Raw genomic sequence first — 15,906 nt, 5'->3', positions numbered from 1 at the left:
CAAGGCCGTGAAGCTCGGCGGTGACGGCTGGAAGTACGCCTTCTCGCGTTCGATCAAGACCTTCCTGAACGCCGGCGGCACGGACCTTGCCGCGAAGCTCACCTACTTCATGGTGCTGTCCCTTGCCCCGGCCCTGCTGGCGATCTTCTCGATCATCACCCTGGTGATGGCCAGCAACCGCGACGTGGTGAACGACCTCGTCCAGGACATCGTGGACAAGAACGTCTCCCCCGACTACGCCCCGCTGGTCACCGACCTCGTGGACAACATGATGAACCAGTCCACCGGCGGCGTGATCGCGCTGATCATCGGTATCGCCACCGCCCTGTGGTCCGCCTCCGCCTATGTGAAGGCCTTCAACCGCGCCGCGAACCAGCTCTACGGCTACGAGGAGGGCCGCGGCTTCGTGAAGCTCACCGCCGCCAACCTGCTGGCCACCCTGGTGGTGCTCGTGGGCATCGTGGTCGTCCTCATCTGCCTCGCCGTGAACCGCACCCTGGTGGAGGGTCTCGTGAAGCCGATCGCCGAGCCGCTCGGCGCCGATGACCTCATGGGCTTCCTCACGGACTCGTTCCTGCCGATCTGGACGTGGGTGAAGTGGCCGGTCATCGTCGTGCTCGTGCTGCTGATGATCGCCGTCCTGTACTACCTGACCCCGAACGTGCAGAAGCCGAAGTTCACCGTCTTCGGCCCGGGCAACATCGTCGCCTTCGTCGGCATGATCCTGGCCGCCGTGGCCCTGTCCGTCTACTTCGCCACCCTGGCCGGCTACTCCTCGTACGGCGCCATCGGCGGTGTCATGGCCCTGCTGTTCGCGCTCTGGGTCTTCAACATCGTGCTGCTGCTCGGCCTGTCCGTGGACGCCGAATGGGAACGCGCCAAGCAGCTGCGCGCCGGTGTGGCCGCCGAGAGCCACCTCAGCCTGCCTCCGAAGGACACCTCCGCCCTCGTGAAGAAGGCCGAGGCCCAGGAGAAGCTGGAGGAGGCCGGATACGCCCTGCGCGCCGACTCCTGATTCCTCGACGGACACCCCACACACGCCGGGCCCCGGTCCTTCCTGACAGCGTCAGGCAGGACCGGGGCCCGGCTTGTGTCGCCCCCCTCCGCAGCCGCAGCGGCGCGGGAGGTGAGGCGGGTCAGCGCTTGGCCGCGCGGTAGCCGGCGGCCTGGGCGGCCGCGGCGGTGGCGTAGCAGTTGCGGGCGTTGGTCTGCGAGTACGCCTGGTTGTGCGGCAGGTGGTAGATGCCCGAGTTGTCATTGGCCTTGACCGGGTGGGAGGCCGGGCAGGTCTTGGTGGCCGTGTTGCCTGCCACCGGGCCCGAGCCGCCCGCTGCGGGCTTCGGCGCCGGGGCCGGGGCCGGGGCTGCCACCGGCTTCGATGCCGGGGCCGGGGCCGGGGCCGGCTTCGATGCGGGAGCGGCGAACTGCTGCGGAGCCGGAGCGGCCTGGGCCGGTGCGGACGCCGTGCCCGGAGTGCAGCCGGGGCCGGAGGCGAACTGGCCGCGGCCGGCGGCCTTGGCCTCCTGCCAGGCGGCGTGGACCTCGTTGTAGAAGCGGACGTTCGGCTGGAAGATCACCGGCTCGCCCAGGCCCAGGCGGGCCATCTCGGCGTTGACGAAGGTGTCTCCGACCCAGACGCCGGCGAGGACCCGGTCGTAGCGGTCGCGCCGCTCCTTGTCATAGCGCAGGGTGACGGGCTGTCCCGGGGAGACCAGGCTCTTGAGGGCGGCCGTGGACTCCGGACCGAGGCACTGCACACCGTGCGAGGGATGCTTGGTCTCCGGGGTGTCGATGTTCAGCAGGCGGACCCGCTCCTCCACGCCGTTGATGCGGATGCGCAGGGTGTCGCCGTCGGTCACGGAGACCACGATGCCGCGCTCCCCGTCCACGTACGCAGGGGAAGCCGGCTTCGCGGAGGCCTGGGAAGGGGCCGGAGCGGCAGCCTGGGCAGCGTCCGTCGCGACGGCCTGCTCGGCCGTCTTCTGCTCGGCCGTCTTCTGCTCGGTGGCCTTCGCCTCGGCTGCCTTCTTGTCAGCCGCCTCGCGCTCACGCTGCTGAGCCGCGGCCTGCTCGGCCTTGCGCTCAGCGGCCGCTGACGCCTCAGCCTTTCGGCTCGCCTCGGCCTGCTCGGCTTCGCGCTCGGCGGCGGCTGACTTCTTGGCCTCGGCGCGGGCCTGCGTCTCACGCTCCTGCTCCTTGCGCGCTTCGCGCTCCTGACGCTCCTTCTCGGCGCGCTCGGCCTTCTCGGACTCACGGGCCGACTCCTCAGAGACGTCGTCCCCGCGACCGTCTTCCACCCGCTCGGACTCACGGGCTTCGGCGGACCGGTCGGCGGACGCACTGGAGGACGAGTCATTGGTCTCGCTGGCCCACTCCGAGGAAGAGCTCCCGGCGGCAGACGAGGGGTTCGGGTCCACATTGCAGCCGGTGAGGACCAGGGACAGACCGAGGCCGAGGGCGGCGGCAAGACGCAGAGAGCTGGAGGGGGAGGGGGAAACGGGCACGACGCTGTGTCCTTTCTGCGAAGAGGGGATGAGCCCTCGCCAAGGGGAGATGCCCTTCGGCCTCCAAGTTTTTGAGGAGCGGCCGTACAGGACTTTCCCAGTTTACCTTGGTGCGAGCATCTTCCCAGGTCAGAACCGCATCACTGTGACCAACTCCATAGGGGCCGCCCGCCGCAGTCGGCCACGTTGCCCAGGCGTCAGCGCGTGGTGATCTGACCGTCGCCGTCGAGGGCGTCGGCGATGAGGTCACGGGCCTCGCCGGTGGGCGACTTCGCGGACAGCCAACGGGCGCCGGCCCAGGCGAGGATGACCACCACAGCGCAGCCGTAGGAGGTGACTGCCAGGCTGCCGGACTGCAGGCCGCGGCCGTCGGAACGGTTCACCCCGATCCAGAACAGGCCCCAGGCCACGGCGAGGACCACACAGAACCGTCCGCCGTCATAGGCGGAGAGCAGTGCGCTCAGAATGGTGAGGGCGATGACGGCGATCACGGCCCAGGTGACAGGCATCAGGGGGCCGCCATCCCAGCCGGAGGAGGCCAGGCCCGCGGCGACGTTCACGAAGACGCACACCATTGTCCAACCGAGGTAGAACCCCTGGACGCAGTCCACGGCGATCCGCTCGCCCCAACCCGGCGCGGGAAGCCGTTCCATCTGGACCAGGATCACCAGCAGGACGGCCAGCTGCACGATGCTCACCGCCACGCTGGCCCACAGCAGCCCTGCCTCGACGGCGGCGAGCCACACGATGTTCAAGGCGATGCCCGCGAGGATCCAGGGGCGCATGCGCACGTGCCGCCGGCTGGGGGTGGGAGTCATCAGCTGCCACACCGCATAGCCGACGAAGCCGGCGTAGATGAGCCCCCAGATGTAGCCGGCTGCCTCTCCGGCGGACAGCCAGGTGGCGTCCTCATCGAGCCAGCCGCCGACGGCGTGGGTCACACGCGTGCCGCCGAACAGGCCCATGCCGACCATCATCAAAATCAGCGCGGCCACCACCACGACGGCGGTGACGATGCGCCCGACGGTCGAGTCGAGTGCGCGACCCGCCTGAGTGCTGTCGACGTGCGTGCTCATGGGGTGCTCCCTGGCCAGACGGAGGCGCCGGGGCGCAGGCACCCCGGCCCGTTCGTTCGCCGCCATCCTAGGCATCCACACCGACGAGAAGTCCATGCGGGGACTGTGGATTCACCGCCCCCTAGTGAAAGTACATGCGCGACATCTCCCCGATCGGACTCCTGCTGGACGTGGACGGCCCCGTGGCCTCCGCGGACCTGCCCGACGTCGCCGCGGGCGAGTCCCTGCTGCGCTGGGTCGAGCGCGACCTGCTGCGCTGACCGGGTCGGACGCCCCCTGCGGGCGGCCGCCCCTCGCCGGGCCGGGACCTCGACCCCTAGCGTGGAAGGCAATGCGGCGCCCACTGCCGAACCGGCCCGGGCGCCTCCCGACCAGAGAAGAGGTTCCACCGTGGCCACTGTCGCCCAGAACATCGTCGAGACCCTCCACGCCTCGGGCGTGCGCCGCATGTACGGCGTGCCCGGGGACTCCCTCAACGGGCTGACCGAGGCCCTGCGCTCCCACGGCGGCATCCAGTGGGTGCACACCCGGCACGAGGAGACCGCGGCCTTCGCAGCCTCCGCCGAGTCCCAGCTCACGGATGAGCTCGCGGTCTGCGTGGGCTCGTGCGGTCCGGGCAACCTCCACCTGATCAACGGCCTGTTCGACGCCCAGCGCTCCCGCACCCCGGTGCTCGCGATTGCCGCGCACATCCCGTCGGAGGAGATCGGCTCGGGCTACTTCCAGGAGACCCACCCGCAGGACCTGTTCCGCGAGTGCTCCGTCTACGTGGAGCACGTCTCCTCGGCGGACCAGATGCCCCGCATGCTGCGCACGGCGATGCGGGCCGCCGTCGAGCAGCGGGGCGTGGCCGTGCTCGTGATCCCGGGCGACGTGGCCCTCACCGAGCTCTCCGCGAAGCCCGAGGTGATCCGTCACACGCCGTCCCGCGTCATCCCGGCGGACTCCGTGCTGCGCGAGGCGGCCGAGGCCCTGGACTCGTCCAAGCGGATCACCATCCTGGCCGGTGCGGGTGCGGCCGGTGCCCACGACGAGGTCGTGGCCCTGGCGGAACGTCTGCAGGCCCCGATCGTCCACGCGCTGCGCGGCAAGGACCGGATCGAGTACGACAACCCGTATGACGTCGGCTTGACCGGCCTGCTCGGCTTCGCCTCCGGCTACCACGCGCTCAAGGAGGCCGAGACGCTGCTGATCCTCGGCTCCTCCCTGCCGTACCGGCAGTTCTACCCCGAGGACGCCACGGTCATCCAGGTGGACGTGCGCGGCGAGCAGATCGGCCGGCGGGTGGCCGTGGACGTGCCGCTCGTGGGCGGGGTGAAGGAGACGGCCCAGGCCCTGCTGCCGCTGCTGCGCGGGAACTCGTCGTCGGCGTTCCTGAACAAGGCGCTCAAGCACTACGCCAAGACCCGCAAGGACCTCGACCAGCTGGCCAGCCCGGGACGCGGACGCGTGCACCCGCAGTACGTGGCCCGCCTCCTCGACGAGATGGCCGACGATGACGCGGTGTTCCTGCCCGACGTCGGCTCCCCGGTGATCTGGGCCTCCCGGTACCTGACGATGAACGGGCGCCGCCGGATCATCGGCTCGATGTCCCACGGCTCCATGGCCAACGCGGTCACCCAGGCGGTCGGCGCCCAGGCGGTCGAGCCCACGCGCCAGGTGGTGGCGATGGCCGGCGACGGCGGGCTGGCCATGATGCTCGGCGAGCTGCTGTCGTTCGTGCAGAACGACCTGCCCGTGAAGACGCTCGTGTTCGACAACGACTCGCTGAACTTCGTGGAGCTCGAGATGATGGCCGCCGGGTTCGTCCCCTATGGGACGGGCCTGGAGAACCCGGACTTCGCAGCGATCGCGGAGGCAGTCGGCATCAAGGGCTTCCGCGCGGACCACACGACGGACCTGCCCGCGGTGATGGGCGATTTCCTGGCCCACGACGGGCCTGCCCTGCTGGTGGTCAAGACCGAGCGTCAGGAGCTGACGATCCCGCCGAGCATCGAGCTCGAGCAGGCCAAGGGCTTCGCGCTCTACGCCATGCGCACCGTCCTCGACGGCAAGGGCACCAAGCTGCTCGACCTCGCGAAGGCGAACCTGCGCCAGCTGTTCTGACCTGTCGCGCACGACGACGGCCCTGACACGGACGGATCCGGTGATGCCGACCACTTCTTCTGCCTTCTCAAGGCGTGGATCTGGGCGACCAGGACCGGATCGAGCTGGGCAGGTGAACGGTGCGGCCGGCTGGGCAGGTCCTGAAGTCCTGCCTCGCCCTGAGCCTTGTAACGGGCCACCCAGGTGGCCACCGTGGGCCGTGAGACCCGGAACTTAAGCGGCCACGTGTGCCTGCGGGATCCGGTCGTTCAGGTGGCGGTGGACCATCCTGAGACGGCCAGGGGGGGTCAGGGGTGCGTTAGCGTGAGTCATGAGTGGGTCTTTTCGAGCAGGTCGGTGGTGTAGGAACTTCCATCCTGCGGGAGAGGCCCACTCGTCTCATCTCAGCCCGGCACCCATGTCAAGAACCTCATGACCCACAACACCTAGTGTGGGTACATGCGCGACATCTCCCCCGTCGGACTCCTGCTGGACGTGGACGGCCCCGTGGCCTCCACCGAGACCCGCACCGTGCCCGAGCCGATCGTGGGCTCCCTGGCCCGCCTCCTCGCCTCCGGGGTGCCGGTCTGCTTCAACACGGGCCGCTCGGCCGACTTCCTCCTGCGCCGCGTCCTCTCCCCGCTCAGGGACGCCGGCATCGCCGCGGATGCCCCGGCCTTCGCAGTCTGCGAGAAGGGCGCCGTGTGGTTCCCCTTCTCCGAGGTCCCCTCCGGGGACCTGCCGCGGGTGACCCACGACGACGGCCTGCCGGCCTGGGTGCGCACGTCGCCGCCGATGGCGGTCCCTCAGAGGCTCCGGACCGTCGTCGGGAAGGTGAACGCCGAGCTGGCGGACGGGCTGCAGTTCGAGGACCACACGAAGCTGGCGATGATCTCCCTGGAGAAGGAGGTCGACGCGGACACGGGCCGCTACGAACCCGCCCGGGACGCGGTGGCCCGGCGCGTCGAGGAGTTCCTGGCGGCCGAGGGCCTGGCCGAGGACTACGAGGTCGAGGCGACCGTCATCTCGGTGGATGTACAGCACGCAGACTCCGGGAAGGCGCTCGGCGCCTCCCACACCCTGGAGATGATGGCCGAGGCGCGCGTGCAGCTGCCGGCACGCTGGCTCACCGCCGGCGACTCGCGCTCCGACTACACGATGGCGGACTGGCTGCACGGCCGCGGCGCCCGCGTGGACCATGTGGACGTGCGCCCGGCGGACGGCGTCCCGGACACGCCCTACCCGGTGCTGACGGCGGCCGACCTGGCGGAACGGGGCTTCGGCGACGCCGAGGACGTGCACGAAGCCGTCGGGGCGTCCCTGCTGGAGTGGGTGGAGCAGGAGCTGCGGGGACACTGACCTGGGCGCGGGCTCCGAACCCGTCACGCGGGGTCACCGTCGGACACACGGAGTCACCGCAGGACATGCGGCGCAACGCGATGTGCGCCGGAGACCGGCCCGGGCGTCTCATAGTGGGCATGACCACCTTCACCACACAGGACCAGCGCACGGAGCCGGCCCCCACTGAGGTCCCCGTGCTGGACATGTCCACGCTGCGCCTGCCGGACGGCTCCCGGAACCCCGAGTTCCTGGAGCAGCTGCGGCATGCGGCGCACACAGTCGGGTTCTTCCAGATCGTCGGCTACGGAGCGCAGCCCGGCCAGGTGGACGACCTGTTCCGCGTGACCGCCGAGTTCTTCGCCCGCCCGGAGGCGGAGAAGATGGCGCTGCACAACCAGAACTCGCCGCACTGGCGCGGCTACTCGGCGATCGCCGCCGAGCGCACCCAGGGGCGGCCAGACTCCCGCGAGCAGCTGGACTTCTCCCCGGACCGCGAGCCGGTGCCGGCCGAGCGGATCGGCCCGGACGACCAGTACTGGCATCTGCAGGGCCGCAACCAGTGGCCGGAGCAGATGCCGGAGCTGGAGCGGCAGGCCATGGCCTGGGCCACGCTGATGGACCACGTGGGCGAGGAGCTGCTCGGCGCGCTGTGCGTGGCCATCGGCCTGGACGAGGACCACTTCGCCGACGCCTTCTCCGGCGACCGCGCCTGGATGGCGAAGCTCGCCCACTACGTGGGCGGCGTGACCGAGGCCGGCTCCCAGGGCGTGGGCCTGCACGCGGACTACGGGTTCATCACCCTGCTGCTGCAGGACGAGGTCGGCGGCCTCGAAGTGCGCCCCTACGGCCAGGACGCATGGCTGCCGGTGGAGCCGATCCCGGGAGCCCTGGTGGTGAACCTCGGCGAGATGCTCGAGGTGGCCACAGACGGGTACCTCATGGCCACCATCCACCGGGTCCAGTCCCCTCCGGAGGGCGTGGACCGCTACTCTGTGCCGTTCTTCTACTCCCCGCGCCTGGACGCCGTGGTGGACCAGGTGGAGCTGCCCGCCGAGCTGGCCGCCGAGGCCCGTGGCGCCTCGGACGACCCGGACAACCCGATGCTCTCCTCCTTCGGGGCCAACATGCTCAAGGGCTTCGCCCGGGCGCACCCGAAGGTGACGGAGAAGTTCCACCCGCACCTGTTGGGCTGACCACCCGCGGGGCCGGACGGCCCCGCACACACGACGGCGGCCACGCACCTGTGAAAGGTGCGTGGCCGCCGTCGTCCCTGACGGTCAGCGGGTGCTCAGTTGGTATGAGCACCTCCGTCGCGGCGCGGGGCGTCCGCGGTGTCAGCCGTGGCCGCAAGCTCCTCGCCGGTCATGCCCTGCTTCACCAGCCCGTCGGCGCGCAGCTCCCAGAACTCCGCGTTCCGGATGCCGACCTTGCGCGGGTCGAACTGCGGGTCCAGCCCGGCGTTCTTCTGCTGCTGGTAGTCCTTCAGCGCCTTCAACGCCGGCCCCTGGAGCAGGAGGATGCCCACGATGTTCAGCCAGGCCATGGAGCCCACGCCGATGTCACCGAGGCCCCATGCGGCACCGGTGGTGGTGACGGCGCCATAGGCGACGGAGATCAGGATCAGGCCCTGGACGGCGCGGATGGCCCCGCGCCGCAGGATCGGGTTCTTCAGGTTGCGGACCAGGAACGAGGTGTTGACCTCGGCCATGTAGTAGTAGGCCACGATCGTGGTGAAGGCGAAGAACGCGAGGGCGATCGCCACGAAGGACGGGCCCCAGCCGCCGAACACGGTGTCGAAGCCGTTCTGCACGTAGCCGGGCCCGACCTTCACGGAGTCCGCCACACTGCCGGTGAACAGCTTCGCGGAGTCCTCCTTGCCCTCGGAGAACACGTTGTACATGTTCGTCGAGATGATGATGAACGCGGTGGCGGTGCAGACGAACAGGGTGTCGATGTACACGGCGAAGGACTGGGCGAAGCCCTGCTTGGCCGGGTGGGACACCTCGGCGGCGGACGCGGCGTGCGGGCCGGTGCCCTGGCCGGCCTCGTTCGAGTAGATGCCGCGCTGGACGCCCCACTGGACGGCCATGCCGAGGATCGCGCCGAACACGGCGTGGGCGCCGAAGGCCGAGGAGAAGATGAGGGAGAAGACGTGCGGGATCTGGTCGAAGTTCACGAAGAACACGATCAGCGCCAGGACGATGTACAGCACCGCCATCACAGGCACCACGTAGACGGCGAAGGTGGCGATGCGCTTCACACCGCCGATGACGATGAAGGCCAGCAGGATCACGGCGCCGAGGGCCACGACCCAGTGCGCCACGCCCCACGCCTCGCCCATGGCGGCGGCCATGCCGTTGGCCTGGACGCCCGGCAGGAAGTACGAGGTGGCGAACACGGTCACGATCGCGAAGACCACGGCGTAGACCTTGAGGGCGCCGCCGAAGGAGGTGTGCTGGTACGCCTTGGAGAGGTAGTAGGCCGGGCCGCCACGATACTCACCGGTGTCCAGGTCCTTCTCCTTGAAGATCTGGCCGAGGGTGCACTCGATGAAGGAGGTCGCCGCCCCCAGGAAGGCCACGGTCCACATCCAGAACACGGCACCGGGGCCACCGAAGGCAATCGCGGTGGCCACACCGCCGATGTTTCCCATGCCCACGCGGCCGGCCAGGGACATCATCAGCGACTGCATGGAAGACGTGCCGTCCGCGGACTTCTCGCCGGCCTTCAGCTGAGTGAGCATGTCCGGGATGCAGCGCACCTGCAGGAAGACGGTGCGCAGGGAGAAGTAGACGCCTGCGGCCAGACACAGGTACACCAGGGCCGAGGACCAGACGTACTTGTTGGTGAGTTCGATGAGTTCCTCAAACGACATGCTGTGGCCTCCGAGATGAAGAGAACAGTGTGAGGGAGCCGCTGCTCCCCCTCTCGCCGGTCTGGCGATATGTGAGGCAGAACACCCTCGGTTGGTGGTGAAGCATACGTCACCGAGTGGGACACAACGCGTCTTTCAGGAGTTCTCGGACATGCGAAAAGCCCCCGGACCGAAGTCCGAGGGCTCTTCTTCCGCGGAGGATGGGGGATTTGAACCCCCGAGGGCTGTTAACCCAACACGCGTTCCAGGCGTGCGCCATAGGCCGCTAGGCGAATCCTCCTTGGCTCGCCCTTGCCGGCGAACCGGCCAAGGGCACAGATGAGCCTACACCACAGATTCCCGACGACGCCAATCGACCACTGAATCGCTCGCCCCCCGGTTCACTGCTAGACTCATCGACGGCCCCTCACGTGGTGTCATCTCGCTGAACTCCCCCAGGACCGGAAGGTAGCAAGGGTAGGTGGGCTCTGGCAGGTGCGTGGGGGGCCTTCACTTTCCCCGGAGCCATGCGCCGCACGGCGTCTCCGGCCCGCACACCGAGGAGCCTGACGATGCCCGCCGGTCGCTACGCCCCCTCCCCCACCGGCCGACTCCACGTGGGCAATCTGCGCACCGGGATGCTCGCCTGGATCGCCGCCCGCGCCTCCGGCCGCCCGTTCCTGCTCCGTGTGGAGGACCTGGACCGTGTCCGTTCCGGCGCCGAGGAGGAGCAGCTCGCCGAGCTGGCGGCCGTCGGCATCACCTGGGACGCCGAGCCGGTCCGGCAGTCCGAGCGCACCGCCCTGTACGCGGACGCCGTCGCAGCCCTGCGCGCCCGCTTCGGCGAGGACGCCGTCTACGAGTGCTACTGCTCCCGCAAGGACATCGCAGAGGCCTCCTCCGCGCCCAACGGACCCGCCGGGCAGCACGACGACGGCCCCTCCTCCGCCTCCCCGGCGCCTCTTCGTCCACCCGGCTTCTACCCGGGCACCTGCCGGAACCTGTCCGCGGCCGAGCGGGTCCGCCGCCGTGCCGAGCGCCCTGCGGCACTTCGCGTGGACGCCGCCCGGATCGAAGGGCTCCCCTCAGGGCAGTTCCCGGAGGCTTCCGCCCGTGACCTGCTCCACGGCACCGTCACGGGGCTGGTGGACGACGTGGTCCTCCGCCGCAACGACGGCGCCTACGCCTACAACCTCGCCGTGGTGGTGGACGACCTCGAGCAGGGCGTCGACCAGGTCGTCCGCGGTGACGACCTGCTCGACTCCGCCCCGCGGCAGCGCTGGCTGGCCGAGGCGCTCTGCGTCGCCCGCGGCGACGACTGCCCGGACACCGAGTACCTGCACGTCCCGCTCGTGGTGAACGCCGAGGGCCGTCGCCTGGCCAAGCGGGACGGGGCCGTCACCCTCGAGGACCTCGCCGCCGTCGGCGCCCCCGCGAACCTGAGCGCGGTCGGCGAGCGCGTGCGGGACGTCATGCTCGCCTCCGTCGGCCTGCCGGCAGGGCCTCTCGAGGACGCGGTCGCCGTGTTCGACCCCCGGGCGCTGCCCCGCCGGGCCTGGGTCTTCGACGAGACCGCCTTCACCGCCTGAGCCCACGGTTCGCCACCGTTCCGACCGCCGAGCACTCCTCCCCAGACGACCACAGGGCCCCGGAGCATGCGCTCCGGGGCCCTGTGCCGTCGTCGTCCCTGTGTCCGCGGGACGGTCAGAGGACCGTGGCGACCTGGTCGAACTCCAGGCGGCCCTGGCGGGGCTGCTGGGCCTTCTCGTGGCCGGCCGGGGCGTGACCCACGTTGAGCACGAGCAGGGACTTCCAGTTGGTGTCCCCATGGAACTCGGCGTCGATGCCGTCGCCGTCGAAGCCGGCCATGGGGCCGACCTGCAGGCCGTGGGCGCGCAGCGCGAGGATCAGGTAGCCGATCTGCAGCCAGCCGTTCGTTCGGCCCATGCCCTCGCGCATGCCCGGCTTGTCCTCCGCGTCCTCGGCGAAGCCCTCGCGGAACGGGGCGAGGTGCGGCATGTGGCGGTGCCAGTCCAGGTCATAGGAGGCGATCAGCGTCAGCGGCGCCCGCCGCGTCTTCTCCTGGTTGAAGGCGATCATGTGCGGCAGCAGCCGGGCCTTGGCCTCCTCCGACTCGATCAGCTCGAGGCGCAGGGGCTGATTGTTCATGGCGGTCGGGGCCCAGCGCAGGTCCTCGTAGACGCGGCGGATCAGCTCGGGGTCCACCCTCTCATCGGTGAACAGCTGGGTGGTGTGGGAGCCCTCGAACAGGGCGTCGAGCGCCTCACGGTCCAGCCGCACCCCCATGTCCTCGGGGGCGGTGGAGCGGGCGTGCTGCTCGGCGTCGTTGCGCAGGTCTGCGGTGGTCTGAGTCATGATGGGCGCAACGGAACGGCCGTCCACAGGTATTCCGTGGCCGTTCCATGACGTCCGGCACACCGGATAGTGTTCTACGGGTGAGCACCGCCCTGTATCGCCGCTACCGCCCTGACCGGTTCGAGGACGTCATCGGGCAGGACCACGTCACCGTCCCGCTGCGGACTGCCCTGTCCAAGGACCGGGTGAACCACGCGTACCTGTTCTCCGGTCCGCGCGGCTGCGGCAAGACGACCTCGGCACGCATCCTGGCCCGCTGCCTGAACTGTGCCCAGGGCCCGACGTCCACCCCGTGCGGCGAGTGCGACTCGTGCCGGGACCTCGCCACCGGCGGCCCCGGCTCGCTGGACGTGCTGGAGATCGACGCCGCCTCGCACGGCGGCGTGGAGGACGCCCGCGGCCTGCGCGAGCGCGCCACGTTCGCCCCGGTCCGGGACCGCTACAAGATCCTCATCATCGACGAGGCCCACATGGTCACCTCGGCGGGTTTCAACGCCCTGCTGAAGATCGTGGAGGAGCCGCCGGAGCACCTGAAGTTCATCTTCGCCACCACGGAGCCGGACAAGGTCATCGGCACCATCCGCTCCCGCACCCACCACTACCCGTTCCGGCTGGTGCCGCCGGAGCCGCTGATCGCGTACCTGGAGCAGCTGTGCGCCTCCGAGCAGACGCAGGTGGACCCGGGCGTGCTGCCGCTGGTGGTGCGCGCCGGCACCGGCTCGGTGCGAGACACCCTGTCCGTGCTGGACCAGCTGATCGCCGGCGCCGCCGAGGGGCGCGTGGACTACGACCTCGCGGTGAACCTGCTCGGCTTCACCCCCGAGGCCCTGCTGGACGACGTCATCGACGCCCTCGCCGCGGACGACTCGCAGACCGTGTTCAAGGCCGTGGACCGCGTGGTGCAGTCCGGACAGGATCCGCGACGGTTCGTGGAGGACCTCCTGGACCGCTTCCGTGACCTGGTGATCGCCCGCGCCATGCCGGACCAGGCGTCCGCGGTGCTCCACGGGGTGCCGGAGGACCAGGTCCGGCGTCTGGCCGCGCAGGCCGCCCAGCTGAGCCGCGCCGAGCTCTCCCGGCTCGCGGACATCACCAATGAGGCCCTGTCCGAGATGGTCGGCGCCACCAGCCCACGCCTGCACCTCGAGCTGCTCATGGCCCGTCTGCTGCTGCCCGCCTCCGATGACACCCACCGCGGCCTGTCCGCGCGCCTGGAGGCCCTGGAGCGTCGCCTCGCCTACGCCGGCGGCTCCCTTCCCGACGACGGCCCCGCGCCCTCCCAGCCCGCCTCGCCTGCCGCCGATGCAGCGGCTGCAGGGCGCACCCCGGACGGTGTGGCCCGCAGCGCCGAAGCCGCCGGTGACGGTGCAGACGGCGGCGGTGGCGTGGCCGCCGCGGCCGGACTGTCCGGCGCCGCGCTCGCCCGTGCCGCCATGCGCCGGCAGGACACCGCGCCGGGCGGTCAGGGCGCTCCGGCGGCCGAGCAGGCCCCAGCGGCCCAGCAGATTCAGGAGGCGCCGCAGGTCTCGCAGCGTCCACAGGCACCGCAGGCACCGCAGGCACCGCAGGCCGAGGCTCCGACGGCCGAGGCTCCCTCGACGCAAGGGTCGCCAGCCGAGGCTCCGCAGACACCGTCGACCGAGGCTCCCTCGACGCAGGGGCCGCAGAGCGAGGCCCCGCCGGTGGAGACCCCCGGCGCACCGGACGCCGCCGAGGGCACAGACTCCTCGACCCCCGCCTCGGAGCAGCCGCCGTCCGGCGGCCAGGCCACGAACTCTGTGGAGATGGTGCGCCGCGCCTGGCCGGACATCCTCGCCGCGCTCGAGGACTCCTCCCGCCTGGTGTGGATGCTGGTCAAGGACAACGCGTCCGTCGCCGGCTTCGACGGCCGTCTGCTCACCGTCGGCTTCACCCAGGACGGCCCGCGACGCTCCCTGCTGAACCGCCGCGGCGACCAGGTGCTCGCGGAGGCCGTGCACCGCGTCCTCGGCATCCGTCCCGAGTTGGACCTGATCCTCGGCGGCGACGGCCCCCAGGGAGACCGGCACCCAAAAGCTGAGGGCCGCCCCTCCCCGGCGGCCGGACCTGTGAACGGCGGAACGCCACAGAATCCAGGCCCCCAGCCCGCGCAGGACTCGGCCCCCATGGTGCCGCAGCAGCCCGAGCGCCCAAGCCCGCAGCACCCCGAGCGTCCGCGCCCTCAGACGCCGCAGCCCGAGCGACCGGCCCCGCCTGAGCACGAGCAGCGCCAGCGGCCGGCCAATCGTGAGACCACTCCCCCGCCGGCGCCCTCCCCAGACGCCTGGGGCACCCCGCAGGACACCGCCCCGGACTGGGGCGGCCCCTCCGGGTCCCCAGGTGACGACCCGTGGGCCGACATCCCCGAGTTCGACCCGGATTCGGACATGGAGGACTCGGCCGGTCCCGAGGGCTGGAGCCCGGAGGACACCGGCTCCGAGGCCGAGCAGACCTTCGGCGCCTCCGGTTCCTCCGCGCCTTCCGCGTCCGCCGCAGACGACGCGGACGACGCGGACGACGACACCACCGCTGACGAGCACCGACAAGACCGTCAGGACCCTCAGGACCGTCAGGACCCTCAGGACCCTCAGGCTCTGGAGGACGCATCGGCCTCCGACCAGGGCGGCAAGGTCGACCCGTCCGCCGAGTCGTCCGCACCGCAGGGCACCGACCCGGCCGGCCCGTCGTCCTCGACCGAGGGCTCCCCGTTGCCGGCCTACGACCCGGGCCCCCTGGTCCCGGAGGTCGAGCACTCGATCCCGGTGTTCGCGCGGCCCGAGTCCGAGCTGCGCGCCGAGTTCGCCGCCCGCTTCGGCAACCTGAGACCGCAGGGCTTCGACCGCTCCGCCGAGGACGACCCGCGCCCGAACGCTTCGGCTGCCGATTCAGAGGGTCCATCCTCCCGCCGCCCCAGCAGTGACGACTCCCCGGACCCGGGCGTCCCCGCCCCGGACCACGACGACTCGTCCGCGACGCAGAAGCCCGGAGTCCCCGGCCGCCCCGGGAAGGACTCGGCGGGCTCCCCGTCCGGCGAGCGCTCCACCGGTGCCCGTTCCGCCCGGGAGGTCGCCTTCGCCGAGGCCGCCGCCGGCAACGACCCGAAGGCCCTCGCCGAGCGCGGTGGAGGGCACCCCGCCTCCTGGTTCGGTGCCCTGATGCAGCGCATGGCCGAGGGCGGATCGGCCGATCCCCCGGTGAACGAGGGATCCGGTGGTCCCGGAGGCGTGCCCGGCTCCCGCGCACCGGGCGGACCCGGCGCCGCGGACCCGTCTCAGGGCGGCCGTCCCAGCGCAGCCGACCTGTCCCGTCCTCGAGGCGGGGAGGCAGGCGGCGGCGAGGAGCCGTCGTCGGGAAGCGAGAGGCCGGCACTCGACCCGCGTGCGGCGGCCGTCCAGGCGGCCCGTGATGCCGCCCGCGGCCGGGCACCCCGCCCCGAGCCGACGACCCCGCCGGCCGAGGCCAAGCCCTCCGTATCCTGGGAGGACGAGGTCGCCAGCGACGACGACATCTCGCTCGAGGAATCCGGCCTCGTCGGCCGCGCCGTGGTCGAGCGGATCCTCGGCGCCCGCCTCATCGAAGAGCAGCCGAACAGCTGACCTGCCCGCGCCGCCGACGCGGACACTCCATCCACGCGGCACCCCACACGCCGCGA

General features: G+C 71.1%; 11 protein-coding genes, 1 tRNA gene, 1 other RNA gene and 1 pseudogene. 8 read left to right on the top strand and 6 right to left on the bottom strand.

The window, feature by feature from the left end; all coding sequences use genetic code 11:
• Positions 1–1,015: YihY/virulence factor BrkB family protein (locus MLY01S_RS03365; protein WP_067189317.1), on the top strand; the 1,015-nt coding region annotated here is incomplete at its 5' end.
• A gap of 121 nt (positions 1,016–1,136) precedes the next feature.
• On the opposite strand, the gene MLY01S_RS12925 is transcribed toward MLY01S_RS03365, so the two are convergent.
• Both MLY01S_RS12925 and MLY01S_RS03355 read right to left on the bottom strand, forming a co-directional pair.
• Positions 1,137–2,504: a thermonuclease family protein gene (locus tag MLY01S_RS12925; RefSeq protein WP_067189301.1), complete on the bottom strand. Its 1,368-nt coding sequence runs from the start codon at positions 2,502–2,504 to the stop codon at positions 1,137–1,139.
• 197 nt (positions 2,505–2,701) lie between these two features.
• Entirely contained in the window at positions 2,702–3,580 is an 879-nt protein-coding gene (locus tag MLY01S_RS03355) for a TspO-related membrane protein (protein ID WP_067189299.1), read from the bottom strand.
• A gap of 134 nt (positions 3,581–3,714) precedes the next feature.
• Here MLY01S_RS03355 and MLY01S_RS12920 point away from each other — a divergent pair, with 134 nt between their 5' ends.
• On the top strand, positions 3,715–3,840 hold the full coding sequence (locus MLY01S_RS12920) for a hypothetical protein (RefSeq protein WP_255217999.1): 126 nt from the start codon (positions 3,715–3,717) through the stop codon (positions 3,838–3,840).
• Positions 3,841–3,970: 130 nt separating this feature from the next.
• Positions 3,971–5,686, top strand: coding sequence for a ubiquinone-dependent pyruvate dehydrogenase (gene poxB / locus MLY01S_RS03350; protein WP_067189297.1), 1,716 nt, complete (start codon positions 3,971–3,973; stop codon positions 5,684–5,686).
• 44 nt (positions 5,687–5,730) lie between these two features.
• Here poxB and MLY01S_RS11995 read toward each other — a convergent pair.
• Positions 5,731–5,998 (bottom strand): annotated as a pseudogene (locus MLY01S_RS11995) (helix-turn-helix domain-containing protein); the annotation flags it as partial.
• Between the two features lie 126 nt (positions 5,999–6,124).
• Between MLY01S_RS11995 and MLY01S_RS03345 the strand changes: the two are divergent.
• Positions 6,125–7,024, top strand: coding sequence for a haloacid dehalogenase (locus MLY01S_RS03345; protein WP_067189295.1), 900 nt, complete (start codon positions 6,125–6,127; stop codon positions 7,022–7,024).
• Positions 7,025–7,143: 119 nt separating this feature from the next.
• On the top strand, positions 7,144–8,199 hold the full coding sequence (locus MLY01S_RS03340) for an isopenicillin N synthase family dioxygenase (RefSeq protein WP_067189293.1): 1,056 nt from the start codon (positions 7,144–7,146) through the stop codon (positions 8,197–8,199).
• A 95-nt stretch (positions 8,200–8,294) separates the two neighbouring features.
• On the opposite strand, the gene MLY01S_RS03335 is transcribed toward MLY01S_RS03340, so the two are convergent.
• Together MLY01S_RS03335 and MLY01S_RS03330 are read right to left on the bottom strand one after the other, a co-directional pair.
• On the bottom strand, positions 8,295–9,881 hold the full coding sequence (locus MLY01S_RS03335; RefSeq protein WP_067189291.1) for an alanine/glycine:cation symporter family protein: 1,587 nt from the start codon (positions 9,879–9,881) through the stop codon (positions 8,295–8,297).
• Between the two features lie 194 nt (positions 9,882–10,075).
• A tRNA-Ser gene (locus MLY01S_RS03330) sits at positions 10,076–10,161 on the bottom strand.
• 117 nt (positions 10,162–10,278) lie between these two features.
• Here MLY01S_RS03330 and ffs point away from each other — a divergent pair.
• An RNA gene (ffs, locus tag MLY01S_RS03325) (signal recognition particle sRNA small type) lies at positions 10,279–10,375 on the top strand.
• Positions 10,376–10,432: 57 nt separating this feature from the next.
• Entirely contained in the window at positions 10,433–11,449 is a 1,017-nt protein-coding gene (gene gluQRS / locus MLY01S_RS03320) for a tRNA glutamyl-Q(34) synthetase GluQRS (protein WP_067189290.1), read from the top strand.
• 115 nt (positions 11,450–11,564) lie between these two features.
• Here the strand turns inward: gluQRS and MLY01S_RS03315 are convergent, their stop codons facing one another.
• The gene (locus MLY01S_RS03315; RefSeq protein WP_245232118.1) at positions 11,565–12,236 is read right to left on the bottom strand and encodes a malonic semialdehyde reductase; all 672 of its coding nucleotides are present in this window, start codon (positions 12,234–12,236) and stop codon (positions 11,565–11,567) included.
• 80 nt (positions 12,237–12,316) lie between these two features.
• Between MLY01S_RS03315 and MLY01S_RS03310 the strand changes: the two genes are divergently transcribed.
• Positions 12,317–15,850 (top strand): DNA polymerase III subunit gamma and tau, encoded by a 3,534-nt coding sequence (locus MLY01S_RS03310; protein ID WP_067189288.1) that lies wholly within the window; start codon positions 12,317–12,319, stop codon positions 15,848–15,850.
• The last annotated feature ends 56 nt before the right edge of the window (positions 15,851–15,906 follow it).

The sequence above is a fragment of the Micrococcus lylae NBRC 15355 genome (genome assembly GCF_001570885.1).
GTDB classification, from domain to species: domain Bacteria; phylum Actinomycetota; class Actinomycetes; order Actinomycetales; family Micrococcaceae; genus Micrococcus; species Micrococcus lylae.
This window is presented reverse-complemented; position numbering and strand designations above follow the sequence as displayed.